Raw genomic sequence first — 13,179 nt, 5'->3', positions numbered from 1 at the left:
CGCAGCGCCTCAGCAACAATCGCCCGACGATCCGGCCCCCCGACCGGCGCAGCACTCTTCTCGCTCAACTCAACCTCCCCGAGAGCCGCGCGAGCAGCTCGTCATCTGTCATACAGACCGAGCAGTAGCATCCAGTCGGTCGAACCCATCACGTTGGTAGATCTCCACACAGCTGGAACGGCGGATCTTGCCGCTGGTCGTGATCGGGATGGCGCCCGGCGACACCAGGACCAGGTCACCGCTGACCAGGCCGTGTGCCTTGGACAGCGCGGCGGTCACCTTGCGGCGCACCTCGGTCAGTCTGTCCTGGATCTCCGCTTCGGAACCCCTGCTCTTGAACTCCGCGATCGTCACGAGCTGCTCAGACTGGCTGTTGGGGATCGAGATCGCGGCAACACGCCCACCGGTGATCTCCGAAACGGTGGCCTCGATGTCGTCCGGGTAGTGGTTACGCCCGTCGACGATCAGCAGGTCCTTGATCCGCCCGACGATGTAGAGCTCGCCGTCGGAGATGACCCCGAGGTCGCCGGTCATCAGCCAGGGGCCCTGCGGCGTCCCCGGCGAGGGGTCGACCAGCTTGCCGCCGAAGGTGGCTTCGGTGGCCTGCTGGTTGTGCCAATAACCCGCCGCAACGTTGGGGCCGTGCGTCCAGACCTCGCCGACCTTCCCCTCGGGGTTCTCGGTGCGTGTCTCGGGGTCCACGATCCGGATGGTGCAGGCCCGCGGAACCCCGCAGCTGACCAACTCGACTCCGCCGTCCGGACCGCTCGGCTCGGCCGTGCCGTCGGCCAACTTGGTGTAGTCGAACCGCGGCGTCGGCGGCGGGGTGCCCGGCGTGTTCGACGTGAGGTACACGCTGGCCTCGGCCAGACCGTAGCCCGGGCGCAGGGCGGCCGGGTCGATGCCGAACTTGGCGAAGCGGTCGACGAACCGGCGCAGTGTCGCGGCGTGAATGCGCTCCGCACCGAGACAGAACGTGTGCACGTTGGCCAAGGTCAGTCCGGCCAAGTCCTCGTCGGAGGTCCGCCGCACGGCCAGCTCATAGGCGAAGTTGGGTCCACCGGTGAAGCCGATCGGAGCCTTGGCCAGTTCCTGCAACCACCGGGCCGGCTTCGCCAGGAATGCCATGGGGCTCATGTGCACCGTGTGCCGCTGCAGGACCAGCGGGAAGATGACGGTGCCCAGCAGGCCCAGGTCGTGGTAGAAGGGCATCCAGGACACGATGTTGAGCTCCTCCGGCGGCGTGCCGCCGGTCAGTGCGAAGGTGTCCGAAGCCATCTGATGCATGTTCGACACGGCGTTGGCGTGGGTGACCATGACGCCGGCGGGTGTCCGGGTCGACCCGGACGTGTACTGCAGGAAGGCGATCTTGGTCTGCGCCGTCGCGCCCGGTGCGGCCACCGGCTCGGAGTCGAGGTCCAGGGCGTCGACCTCGATGACCACCGGAGGCTTGCCGCCCAGGCCCTTGATCGAGCTGGCGATGTCGCCGACAGCCGCCGAGGTCGTCAGGATCGCGGCCGGAGCACTGTCGCGCAGCGCCGCCGACACGCGCTCGTCGTGCACGCCGAACATCGGTACCGGCAGCGGAACGGCGATCATGCCCGCCTCCAGTGCGCCGTAGAAGCCGACGATGTACTCGAGGCTCTGCGGAGCCAGGATCGCCACCCGGTCCCCAGGTGAGGCACAGGTCGCCAGTTCGGCCGCCACCACCCGCGCGCGGTTGCGCAACTGCGCCCACGTCAGGGTCTCGCGGTAGCCGGCCGGGTCGACGTCGAAGTCGATAAAGGTGTATGCCGGCTCGTCCGGCCGGTCCCGCTCAAGATTGGCCAGGATGGTCGGGATGTGCGTTTCAGTTACCGACATTGGTATGTCTTCTCCTTCTGCGCTGCCAGGTCGGGGACCTCAAACCTGCTGAGTAGTTCGTCCCCCCGTCGAGAGTCGTTTACACGTGCTCTCCGAACTGACGGTTCGCTGCGCAAGGTCCCTGCACAGCGGAGGTATGCAATTGGATAAGCGACATTTGGGATGGGTCCCACCGCGGGATCGAGTCTGGCGGGCATCCCTGACGGCGTGCTCAGCTGTATACGTCAGCCTCAGCGCACGGTGGCTGCTCGCAGTGCCGGGCGGAAATGGGGGCGGGGATCTCCGAGCGCCGAGATCGCCCGGCCGACACGGCCGGTGCGGAAGATTCGACCAACGACACGGGTACCCCTTCTGGATGTTTGGAACCTGCCTAAAACTCCTTGGACCCCGACATCCCAGGCGTTTCCCTCCCGCGGAGGCTACCACGGACGCTCTGTTGACAGGCAATTTATGGCCCGCATACAGCGCAAACGCAGCAGATCCGCCATAGTAGCGGAGAAGTCATTGGCGCGCATCACGAGTAACTTCGGCATCAAGTGTCCATTCACATTCCGGGTCGGGTTCGACCAGTCATTCCCGGCAGTACTGGGCGATCTTTTTTTCGATGTCACCGACCACTTCCGGCAGGTGTTCGTTGAGGTAGAAGTGGTGACCGGGCGCGGTGAACACCCGCGCGCTGAATTCGGCCGTGGTGCGCTCCGCCCACGGCCCCACCTTTTCCGCGGTGGCAACGTCATCTTCGTCACCATGGAAAGCGAAGATCGGACAGGACACCCGCGCCTCGGGTGGGCAGTCGTAGTTCGCGATGGCTTTCAGGCCGCGCAGCGTCGGCAGAATCTTGGCCGCGAACTCCTCGTTCTCCAAGAATTCGGGGTTGACGCCCGTCATGGTGCTCATCGCATCCAGCAGGCCGCGATCGGACTCGGGAATGTTGTCGTAGCCGGCGCGGCCCGGCGCACCGGCCGCCGACACGAAGAGCGCGGCGATCCGATGTCCGTCCGCCTCGAAGCGGCGAGCCACCTCGAACCCCAGCAGCGCGCCCATGCTGTGTCCGAAGAAGGCCACCGGGCCATCGGACGGGGCCGGCGGCGCGACCGTCTTACAGACCTGGTCGGCGAGGTCTTCGATACTGGTGAAGGCACCGAGGTCGTGTGTTCCGCCCTTGCCCGGGTATTGCACCCCGATGCGCTTGACGTCGGTGGTGAACGTCTTGGAGAACGGCACATAGTACTGCGGCGATCCGCCGGCATGCGGGAAGATGTAGAGCTTCGGCGTACGGTCAGTCACTCGGCAACCCTACCGGCGGGCCAGCACGCGAGCGGGTCCCTCCTGCCCCCGGCGCCCGTTCACTTACCCGGTGGCGGCGTTGCGCTCGGCGAACGGCTCCCCCAGTTGCGGGATCGGGCGGTAGCCGCGCAGGCGGGCCTGTGCGGCACCACGGCGAAGCAGCGCCGCGGTGCCGATGAATCCGGCGTGGTCGACGGCGAGGAACGGGGTCACCAACCGGTTGTGCACGTAACCGAACGCCAACCCCGAGGCCGGATCAGCCCACCCCATCGAGCCGCCCAGCCCGACGTGGCCGAATCCGGGCAGCACCGATCCGATCGGCACGGCGTGATAACCCAGGTGGAACGCCAGCGGGAACACCACCGAGCGGTCCAACTGCAGACTGCGCCGACCGGTGAGGCCGTCCACGAGCCGGCGAGACAGCAGCTGGGTGCCGTCGATCTGCCCGCCGTTGGCCAGGGCGCCGTACAGACGGGCCAGGCTGCGCGCGGTGGCCACCCCGTTGACGGCGGCGGCCTCGGTGTCCAGCAGCGGGATGTCACCCCGCACGCTGTCCATCACACCAGGAAAGTAGATGGCGCCGAAGCCCCCGTAGGGCATCATCGCCGCCGCCCTGGGCGCCAGCACCTCCATGAGCCGGTTCCGGCGACTGCGCTGGGGCATGATGATCTCCGCGGCGACCGTGGGTGCGTCGGCCGGAGGCCGCCCCAGGTGCAATCCGTCGGTGCCCAGCGGTCCGGCGAGCTCATAGCGGAAGAGCTCGCGCATGCCGGTGCCGGTCACGGCCCGGGCCAGACCCGACAGCAGCCATCCATAGGTCAGCGCATGGTAGGCGGGTTTTCCGCGTTCGGGACCCGGCGCCGCGGCGGCCAGCCGCGACTCCATCCCGACGTGGTCCAGCAGGTCGGCCTTGCTGACCCCCTTGAGGTGGGTCAGCCCGGCCCGGTGCGCCATCAGCTCGCGCACCGTGATCGCCGACTTGCCCCTTGCCCCGAATTCCGGCCAGTACTGCGCGACCGGCACGTCGTAGTCGATCAGCCCCCGGTCGACCAGCCGGTGGATGACCGTCGAGGCCGCGCCCTTGGTCGCCGAGAAGACCATGGCGCCGGTGTCGGCCGACCACGGCACCCGCCCCGCCCGATCCGACCACCCGGTCCAGACGTCCACCACCGGTTCGCCGTCCAGATACACGGCCAGCGCCCCGCCCCCGTAGCGGCGGCCCGGGAACATCGCGGCGAAGGCGCGCACAGCCCAGGCGAAATTGGGGTCCGCGGCGCCCTGCACGTTCGCCGGAAGCCCCGCCTGACGACTGTCGAAATGCTGTGTCATAGCTGGCAATCTACCGCGCTGACCGGCTGCCCATAACTCGAATTAGCGCACAGACACCCGGATTCGGCCCCGTCGCCTAGTCCCAGATCGCCCCGAGGATTCGCTGGGCCGCCAGCGCGGGGGTCAACTCGCCGCTGAGCACCTGCTGCTCCACTTTCGCGCGCACCTCGCGCACAGCCGGATCCGACAGTGCGCGCTCGAGCACCGCGTCGCGCACCAGCTGGCGGGTCCAGTCCACCTGTTGCGCCCGCCGCCGGGCGTCGAACTCGCCGGCGTCGATCAGCGTCTGCCGATGCCGCTCCACGGTGTCCCAGAATTCCGACAGCCCGGTTCCCTCGAGGGCGCTCATCGTCAACACCGGCGGTCGCCACAGCGTTTCACGGGGATAGATGAGCCGAATAGCGGTCGACAACTCCCGCGCGGCCAGCCGCGCCTCGGCCAGGTGGTCCCCGTCGGCCTTGTTGACCACCACGATGTCGGCCAGCTCCAGCACGCCCTTCTTGATGCCCTGCAACTGGTCGCCGGTGCGGGCCAGCGTCAAGAAGACGAAGGTGTCGACCATGTTGGCGACCGTCACCTCGGATTGGCCGACGCCGACGGTCTCGATCAGGATCACGTCGAAGCCGGCGGCCTCCAGCAGCACCACTGTCTCGCGGGTGGCCCTGGCGACCCCGCCCAGCGTGCCCGAGGTCGGCGACGGGCGGATGTAGGCGCGTTCGTGCGACCCCAGCCGCTGCATCCGGGTCTTGTCCCCCAGGATCGAACCCCCGGTGCGCGTGGACGACGGGTCGACCGCCAGCACCGCGACCCGGTGGCCCTGCTCGATGAGGTGCATCCCGAGGGCTTCGATGGTGGTCGACTTGCCCACTCCGGGAACCCCGGTGATGCCCACTCGCCGCGCCCCGCCGGCGTCCGGCAACAGCGCCAGCAGCAGTTCCTGCGCCTGCTGGCGATGGTCGGCGCGAGTGGACTCGACCAGGGTGATGGCCCGGGGCAGCACGGAGCGGTCGCCGGCGCGCACCGCTTCCGCCAACTGCGCAACGGTGTCAGACACGTTGTCGGCCATCTACTTCTGGTCTGCCGCCGGTTCTTCCTGGTCGGTGAGTTCGTAGCCGCGCTTCGACGCGAGGGTCTTCAGCAGGTCCACCGCGGCGTCGGCGATCACCGTGCCGGGCGGGAAGATCGCGGTGGCGCCGGCGGCATAGAGCTCCTCGAAGTCGCCGGGCGGAATGACGCCGCCGACCACGATCGTGATGTCGGGGCGACCCACCTGCGCCAGTGCGTCGCGCAGGGCCGGCACCAGGGTCAGGTGCCCCGCCGCCAGTGAGGACACCCCGACCACGTGCACGTCGTTGTCGGCGGCCTGGCGCGCGACCTCCTCCGGCGTGGAGAACAGGGCGCCCACGTCCACGTCGAAGCCGATGTCGGCGAACGCGGTGGCGATGACCTTCTGGCCGCGGTCGTGCCCGTCCTGGCCCATCTTGGCGACCAGGATGCGGGGCCGGCGGCCGTCGGCCTCGGCGAACTTCTCGACCAGGGCGGATGCGCTAGCGATATTGCTGCCCTTTCCGACTTCGTCACGGTAGACGCCGGAGATCGTGCGGATCTCGGCCTGGTGGCGACCGTATACCTTCTCCAGGGCGTCGGAGATCTCTCCGAGTGTGGCCTTGGCCCGGGCGGCGTCGATCGCCAGCGCCAGCAGATTGTTGCCGAGGCCGTCCTCTCCTGCCGGGCCGCTGGCGCCGGCCGCCCGGGTCAGCTCGGCCAGCGCGGCCTGGCAGGCCGACTCGTCACGCTCGGCGCGCAGCGCCTGCAGCTTGGCCAGCTGCTCGGCGCGGACCCGGCTGTTCTCGACCTTGAGCACCTCGATCTCATGGTCTTCGGCGACCTGGTACTTGTTGACGCCGATCAGCGGCTGACGCCCGGAGTCGATCCGGGCCTGCGTGCGGGCGGCGGCCTCCTCGATGCGCAGCTTCGGAATGCCGTCGCTGATGGCCTGGGCCATGCCGCCGTGCGCCTCGACCTCTGCGATGTGGGCCCGGGCGCGCTGCGCCAACTGATGGGTCAGCCATTCCACGTAGTAGGAACCGCCCCACGGGTCGATCGGCCGGGTGGTGCCCGACTCCTGCTGCAGCAGCAGCTGGGTGTTGCGCGCGATGCGTGCGGAGAAGTCGGTGGGCAACGCCAGCGCCTCGTCAAGGGCGTTGGTGTGCAGCGACTGGGTGTGGCCCTGCGTGGCGGCCATCGCCTCGATGCAGGTTCGCGCCACGTTGTTGAAGACGTCCTGGGCGGTCAGCGACCAACCAGAGGTCTGCGAATGCGTGCGCAGTGACAGCGATTTCGAACTCTTGGGGTCAAAGCGGGCGACCAGCTCGCTCCACAGCAGCCGGCCCGCACGCAGCTTGGCGACCTCCATGAAGAAGTTCATCCCGATGCCCCAGAAGAACGACAGCCGGGGCGCGAACTTGTCGATGTCCAGACCGGCGTCCAGGCCGGCCTTGATGTAGTCCACCCCGTCGGCCAGCGTGTAGGCCAACTCGAGATCGGCTGTGGCACCGGCCTCTTGGATGTGGTAGCCGGAGATCGAGATGGAATTGAACTTGGGCATCTTCGCGCTGGTGTAGGCGAAGATGTCGGAGATGATCCGCATCGACGGCTTCGGCGGATAGATGTAGGTGTTGCGGACCATGAACTCTTTGAGGATGTCGTTCTGGATGGTGCCGGCCAGCTTCTCCGGCGGCACTCCCTGCTCCTCTGCGGCCACCACATACAGCGCCAGAATCGGCAGCACGGCGCCGTTCATGGTCATCGAGACGCTGACCGAGCCCAAGTCGATCCCGTCGAACAGTTGGCGCATGTCCAGAATGGAATCGATTGCCACTCCGGCCATTCCGACGTCGCCCTGCACGCGGGGGTGATCCGAGTCATAGCCGCGGTGAGTGGCCAGGTCGAAAGCGACCGACAGGCCTTTCTGCCCGGCCGCGAGGTTGCGGCGGTAGAACGCGTTGGAGTCGGCCGCGGTCGAGAACCCCGCGTACTGGCGAATCGTCCACGGCTGGTTGACATACATCGTCGGATAGGGGCCGCGCACGAAGGGCGCCTCGCCGGGGAAGCTGTCCAGCGGGTATCCCTCGGCGACCGCGGCGGAGCGATCGGCGGCGGTGAACACCGGCTTGACCGCGATGCCTTCCGGGGTGTGCCATTCCAGCTGCTCGGGCGTGTAGCCATGTGCGGCCGCGGCGGCCGCAACATGCTCGGCCACAGCGCTCTCGGTCACCGGAGCGGTGACACGGTCGCTGTGCAGTGCGACGTCGGCGAAGCTGCCGAGCGTGCCGTGCGAGGTACTCGTGGTCATGGCTCTCAGGCCCCCAATCGGGTCAGTAAGTCCGACAACGCCTGCACCGCATCGATTTTCATGGTCAGGTAGTCGTCTGGCTTCGAATCGGTTTGGGCTGCGCCGTCAGGATCCGCCAGAGCCGAGGCCGGCCCTGCGAGGTAGACCCGGTCGACGCCGGCGCTACGGGCCGCCCCGATGACCGCGGCCGCTTCCGCGCGGTAGCGGGCGTCGCTGCCACACAGCACCGCCGCGCCCGGCGAGCCGGCGTCGGCCACGGCGGCGGCCACCTGATCGGCGTCCACCGTGCCGGGGTTGATCACCGCGATGCCGCCGGAGGCAAGCAGATTGGCGGCGAAGGTGGTCCGAATGTTGTGCTCGGCCATCGGTCCCAGCGGCACCAGCAACACCTGCGGCCGGGCGCCGGTGCGGGCCAGGTACGCGTCGGAGCGGTCGCGCAACTCCTCGAACTGCGCCGCGTAGCGTCGCACGCCGGCCGGGCCATGCTGCGTCGCCGACGGCGGCAGTGGCGGCTCGTCAAGGTTCGGGAACTCGTTGACGCCGGTGATCGCGCTGCGCCGATGCGCGATGTCGTCGGCTCGGGCCGCGGCGACCGCGGCGATCCGCTCGCCGATGTGCTCGCGGGCGGCCTCGAATCCACCGCGCGCCTCGATCTCCTGGAATTGCCCCCAGGCCTGCTGCGCCAACTGTTCGGTGAGGTCTTCGACGAACCAGGAGCCGCCGGCCGGGTCCAGCACCTGGCCCAGGTGGGACTCTTCGAGCAGCAGCAGTTGGGTGTTGCGGGCGATCCGGCGCGAGAACGTGGTCGACGTGCCGGGCTGCCCGCCCGGAATCACCGTGTCGAACGGCCACACCAGCACGGTGTCAGCCCCGCCGACTCCTGCGCCGAAGGCGGCCAGCGTGGTGCGCAGCATGTTCACCCACGGGTCGCGCTGCGTCATCATCGCCAGCGAGGTCTCGGCGTGCACGATCGCGGCGCCGGCTTCCGGTGCCCCGGCCACCTCGGTGACCCGTGCCCAGAGCTGGCGCACCGCCCGGATCTTGGCGATCGTGATGAATTGGTCGTCGTCGGCGGCGATCCGGAAGCTGATCTGGCGGGCGGCGTCGGCCACCGACAGGCCGGCCTCGATGAGCAGGCGCAGGTAGGCCACGGCTGCGGCCAGTGCGGCGGCCAGCTCCCCTGAGGCGCCCGCGCCCAGATTGTGCAGGGCCGGGCCGTTGACGGAGATGGCCCGCACGCCCGGGCGGCCGATGGACCGCGTCGCCACCGCGATCACCTCGTCGATCGACGGAGCCGGACGATCCGTCAGCGGTGCGGTCAGCGGGTCGGCGCCCAGGTCCACCGACAGGTTGGCGCGGTTGTCCGGCTCGAGCGCGTCGACCAGCGCCAGCATGGTCTCGGCGGCGGCGGTGAAGTCATCGGCACCGGCGCCGTCGAGCAGCACGGGAACCAGGTCCAGGTAGACGTCGTCGAAGACGCGCCGCAGCTCGGCGGCCGCCACCCCCTGCTCACCGACCCGCAGAGTCAGCGCGCTGACCCCGTCGGTCAGGGCGCTCAGGACGGCGCCGTTGGCGTCCGCGGCCGAGCCCGGCCCGCCGATGGGAAAGACTTCGGCGACCTTCCAGCCGGTGTTGACGTCACGCCGGGCGTCGGCCCCGCGGACGTAGGGCCACTGGCCCGGCAACGGCGGCTCCGGCAGCTCGTCCAACGCGGTGTAGAGCGCCCGGACGGCGAATCCGCCCTGCCCGGCCAGCCCCTCCACCGGGGTGTCCAGCAGCCGCTCGGGCTCACCGCCGGTCTCGGCGTCGATCTCGGCCGGCTCGCGGCGCGCGCTCTTGGCCAGCACGCCGGCCACGGCGGCACGCCAGCGGGCGCGGGCCTGCTCCAGCCCGGCGGGTTGGGCGGACACGTCGATTGACACCGGCGACTCCTGTGGTTACTCATGAGTAGCTGTTGAAGCGCTACCCGACATGTGTCAACCAGGCTAAATGATGCCCGTCGGCCGACACGGGTGAGGTATGCCGAGCCGCGAAACCCCCTCGGCGTGACACGAGGTGTTTACCGTCGGCCCGTAGTCTTGGGTGCCGTGATGCCCGCCGCGACCCGAATCCCGCAGGTGCTGCGTGGTGCCTGGTCAGCATTTGTCGCCACCGCGCGCCAGGTGGCGCTACGACGGCTGGCGTGGACAACGGCGGTCATCGCCTGCCTGGTCGCGGTGGCGCTGCTGGTCCCGGTGCCCTCCGCGGTGCAGCTGCGGGACTGGGCGCAGGCGTTGGGGCCGTGGTTCCCGGTGGCGTTCTTGGTGGCGCACACCGTGGTGACGGTGTTCCCCTTCCCGCGGACCGCGTTCACCCTGGCCGCTGGTCTGCTGTTCGGCCCGTGGCTGGGTGTTCTCCTGGCGGTGGTGGCCAGCGCGTTGAGCGCGGTGGGGGTGCTGGTCGTGATGCGGGTTTTCGGGTGGCAGCTGAGCCGGGTGGTGCGTCATCCGCGGCTGGACTCCCTCGACGCCCGCCTTCATCAGCGGGGCTGGCCGGCGGTGGTGTCGCTGCGGTTGATTCCCGCGATCCCGTTCTCGGTGATCAACTATGCCGCCGGCGCGTCGGCGGTGCGGCTGGTGCCCTACACGGCGGCGACCCTGGTCGGGCTGCTGCCGGGCACGGCTGCGGTGGTGGTGCTCGGCGACGCCCTGACCGGTGAGGTGAGTCCGCTGCTGTTCGCGGTGTCGGCGTGCACCGCTGCGGTCGGAGCGGCCCTGCTGGTCTACGAGGTGCGCTCGCACCGATCGCACCCCAGCACGGCTGAGGCCGTTGTGGTCCCTCAGCAGGATCAGAACTGCACCTGCGGTGGGCCCTGCTGACCCGGCGGCGCCTGGTAGAACGGCCGCTTACCGACGCCGGCGAGACCGGTGAAGAACATCCACGGGATGGTCACCACCCGCTGGTTCAGGCTCGCGGCCGCGTCGTTGTAGTACTGCCGGGCGAACGCCAACTGACTCTCGGTGTCGGCGAGCTGGTCCTGTAGCTGCAGGTAGTTGGCTGAGGCCTTCAGGTCGGGATAGTTCTCGGCCACCGCGAGCACGGTGCCGATCGCCCGATCCAGCCGGGCCTGCGCCTGCGACTTGTCATCGACGGTTCCGGTGGCCGCTGCCCGGGTCGCCCCGGTGCGGGCGGCGGTCACCTCGTCGAAGATCTTCTGCTCATGCGCCGCATACCCTTTGACCGCGTTGATCAGGTTGGGCACCAGGTCGGCCCGGCGGGTCAGTTGGACGTCGATACCGCTCAGTGCCTCACTGACTCTGACGTCGAGCCGGCGCAGCAGGTTGAAGGCCGCCACTGCGAAGGCGGCCAGGGCCACCAGCAGGATCACCCCAACGGCGAAGGCAACAGTGCTGTTCATCGGCGCGCCTCTTTCTGTTGATGTTGTTTGGTGTTGCGGTCCAGAGCAATTCGGCTCACCAGGTACCGCCTCCCCCACCGCCGCCGCCACCCCAGCTGCCCCCGCCACTGCTGAAACTTGATCCGCTCGAGCTCGACGACGAGCTCTGTGAACTGCGGTAGGCGCTGATCGAGGCGGCTACCGCCGAGTCGAATCCGGCGAAGCCACTCGAGGAGTACAGCGCGGCGGGGCTACTGGACGCCCGCACCGGATACCACTGCGGACTGGGTGGTTCGGCGCCGACCGCGGTCCGGTATCTCTCCGCCCAGCCGTCCGCGGCGCCGAATGCCGCCGCATAGGGGATGTAGGCGGTGAACAGATCCCTGCGCGCGGCGAAATCGAACCGGTCTTCGCTGGAGGGGGTGGTCAGCAGCCGCTCGAAACCGGCCGCCCGTGACCACACCGCGCGCCCGGACGGGGTGCGCCGGGTACCCACGCCCGTGCTCAGCAGACCGATACCGCCGATGACGAACGCGGCGAACGGCAGACCCCAGATGGTCAGCGTGAACAGGCCGAAGAATCCCGCCACCGCCATCGGCATCGCCAGAATCACCGCGACGCGGCCTATCTTCTCCGATCGGGACGTCACCATCAGGCCGGTGCTCTGGGCCCACTCGGTACAGCTCGACTTCAGCTCCGCAGCGGCCTCACTGAGTTTCTTGCCGGCCTTCACGCTGCCGTTCGCACGAAAGACGCCGCCGTCGCCCGTCACCCCCAACGCCTCACCGACCTTGCGGCTCACCGGGTCCAGCTCCGCCCACTGCGCGGCGGTGCCCGAGCCGGTTATGGTCCACTTCTGCGATCCCCCGCCGGCCAGTCGCACCACGCCCCGCTCCGCCAGGTACAGCAGGGTGGCGACCAGAGCGTGCTCATCGACCTTCTCCTTGACGATGTAGACGGTCTGCACCGGCCCGAGCCCGTCCGGCGGAACGTACATCACCGGCTGACCCGGGTCGGGTTCACGCGACGAGCGCGCCCATCCGTATCCGGCCAGCGCCGTCAGACCCGACAGCAACGCCAGCATGGCGACGGTCGACACCGAGCGGCCCAGGATCTTGTCGAACCGCACCGGCCACGGCAGGGTGGCACGGTCGGGCAGCGGTACCTGCAGGTCTATCCGAAGGGTGACCGGGTTCTGCGGCGGCAGATTCACCGCGGTGACGGTGACCCGTTCGGTGCCGGCGCCGTCGATGTCGCACGGTGTCGCCCCGTCGGCGTCGGCCGCGCACTGCACCAGGCCTGACGTGCCCGGCAGCTCGATCACCGCCCGAGCGGCGCTGATCTTCATCGCCCAGAACCCGACCACGTTGTAGTAGAACGAGGCCGTCGGCGCAGCCGGGTTGGCGCCCGCCTGCCGGGTGAAGCTGCCCGGCGCGCTGGGCGGTTCCGCCAGCACACCGTCGATGGTGTAACTGATCGAGTACACGTGCAGGCCCGGGCTGACCATCGCTTCCGGGTCGCCGATCTGGGCCACGAAGATGCTGCGGTCGTCTCGCCACGAGTAGCTCACCGGTACCGGCCGGTCATCGAGGGTGATGGCGGTGACGGTGGGAATGAGCCGAGCATGCGGGTCGGTGGGATCGGCTGCCGGGAAGAACCGGAAGATGCCGTGGCGGGAGCCGGGCGATGCCACCGTCAGCACTTCGGTCGCCAGCAGCCGTCCGTCGGCGTCGATCCGGTATGTCGCGGTGTAGTCGGTGATCGTGGAATCCGGGTCGATGGCCGGGCCGTTCACGTGGGCGGCGGCACTGCTCAGATAAAGCTGGTGCAACAGCGGCCAGCAGATCCCCAGGCCCGTCAGCGCAACGAGCATCGCAGCAACGCCTAATCGCCTGCCGTGTCGGAATCGCCGGAGGAATTGATACGCGACGACCGCCAGGACGATCCCACCGACGACCGCCAGCAGCAC

Annotated in this window: 9 protein-coding genes; 1 reads left to right on the top strand and 8 read right to left on the bottom strand. The window is 69.0% G+C overall.

Annotated elements, in window-relative coordinates:
• Window positions 1-108 precede the first annotated feature (108 nt).
• From AWC18_RS01230 to mutA, 6 genes are all read right to left on the bottom strand, one after another.
• Window positions 109-1,863 carry an AMP-binding protein gene (locus AWC18_RS01230; protein ID WP_064997308.1) on the bottom strand — a complete coding sequence of 585 codons (1,755 nt, stop codon included), beginning with the start codon at window positions 1,861-1,863 and terminating at the stop codon, window positions 109-111.
• Between the two features lie 570 nt (window positions 1,864-2,433).
• On the bottom strand, window positions 2,434-3,150 hold the full coding sequence (locus AWC18_RS01225) for a thioesterase II family protein (RefSeq protein WP_064997307.1): 717 nt from the start codon (window positions 3,148-3,150) through the stop codon (window positions 2,434-2,436).
• 63 nt (window positions 3,151-3,213) lie between these two features.
• Window positions 3,214-4,479 (bottom strand): esterase/beta-lactamase LipL, encoded by a 1,266-nt coding sequence (lipL, locus tag AWC18_RS01220; RefSeq protein WP_085137142.1) that lies wholly within the window; start codon window positions 4,477-4,479, stop codon window positions 3,214-3,216.
• 76 nt (window positions 4,480-4,555) lie between these two features.
• Window positions 4,556-5,545, bottom strand: coding sequence for a methylmalonyl Co-A mutase-associated GTPase MeaB (meaB, locus tag AWC18_RS01215; protein ID WP_064997305.1), 990 nt, complete (start codon window positions 5,543-5,545; stop codon window positions 4,556-4,558).
• Window positions 5,546-7,834, bottom strand: coding sequence for a methylmalonyl-CoA mutase (gene scpA / locus AWC18_RS01210; RefSeq protein WP_064997304.1), 2,289 nt, complete (start codon window positions 7,832-7,834; stop codon window positions 5,546-5,548).
• A 5-nt stretch (window positions 7,835-7,839) separates the two neighbouring features.
• A complete protein-coding gene (gene mutA / locus AWC18_RS01205) occupies window positions 7,840-9,756 on the bottom strand; it encodes a methylmalonyl-CoA mutase small subunit (RefSeq protein WP_064997303.1) in 1,917 nt (638 codons plus the stop codon).
• 168 nt (window positions 9,757-9,924) lie between these two features.
• Between mutA and AWC18_RS01200 the strand changes: the two genes are divergently transcribed.
• Window positions 9,925-10,692: a TVP38/TMEM64 family protein gene (locus AWC18_RS01200; protein ID WP_064997302.1), complete on the top strand. Its 768-nt coding sequence runs from the start codon at window positions 9,925-9,927 to the stop codon at window positions 10,690-10,692.
• Here the strand turns inward: AWC18_RS01200 and AWC18_RS01195 are convergent.
• Both AWC18_RS01195 and AWC18_RS01190 read right to left on the bottom strand, forming a co-directional pair.
• Window positions 10,662-11,231: a LemA family protein gene (locus AWC18_RS01195; RefSeq protein WP_085137140.1), complete on the bottom strand. Its 570-nt coding sequence runs from the start codon at window positions 11,229-11,231 to the stop codon at window positions 10,662-10,664. The two genes, AWC18_RS01200 and AWC18_RS01195, sit on opposite strands and share 31 nt — an antisense overlap.
• A 55-nt stretch (window positions 11,232-11,286) precedes the next feature.
• Entirely contained in the window at window positions 11,287-13,083 is a 1,797-nt protein-coding gene (locus AWC18_RS01190; protein WP_085137138.1) for a DUF2207 domain-containing protein, read from the bottom strand.
• Between the last annotated feature and the right edge of the window lie 96 nt (window positions 13,084-13,179).

Origin of the sequence: Mycolicibacter nonchromogenicus (assembly GCF_002101775.1) — a bacterium.
In the GTDB taxonomy this organism is placed as follows: Bacteria; Actinomycetota; Actinomycetes; order Mycobacteriales; family Mycobacteriaceae; genus Mycobacterium; species Mycobacterium nonchromogenicum.
The sequence above is the reverse complement of the archived record's forward strand: the minus strand, read 5'-3'. Positions and strand labels throughout refer to the sequence as shown.

Excerpts from the sequence above, each read along its gene's own strand:
- scpA (WP_064997304.1), bottom strand. The coding sequence starts at position 7,834 with ATGACCACGAGTACCTCGCACGGCACGCTCGGCAGCTTCGCCGACGTC.
- AWC18_RS01200 (WP_064997302.1), top strand. The coding sequence starts at position 9,925 with ATGCCCGCCGCGACCCGAATCCCGCAGGTGCTGCGTGGTGCCTGGTCA.
- AWC18_RS01195 (WP_085137140.1), bottom strand. The coding sequence starts at position 11,231 with ATGAACAGCACTGTTGCCTTCGCCGTTGGGGTGATCCTGCTGGTGGCC.
- AWC18_RS01230 (WP_064997308.1), bottom strand. The coding sequence starts at position 1,863 with ATGTCGGTAACTGAAACGCACATCCCGACCATCCTGGCCAATCTTGAG.
- lipL (WP_085137142.1), bottom strand. The coding sequence starts at position 4,479 with ATGACACAGCATTTCGACAGTCGTCAGGCGGGGCTTCCGGCGAACGTG.
- AWC18_RS01190 (WP_085137138.1), bottom strand. The coding sequence starts at position 13,083 with ATGCTCGTTGCGCTGACGGGCCTGGGGATCTGCTGGCCGCTGTTGCAC.
- meaB (WP_064997305.1), bottom strand. The coding sequence starts at position 5,545 with ATGGCCGACAACGTGTCTGACACCGTTGCGCAGTTGGCGGAAGCGGTG.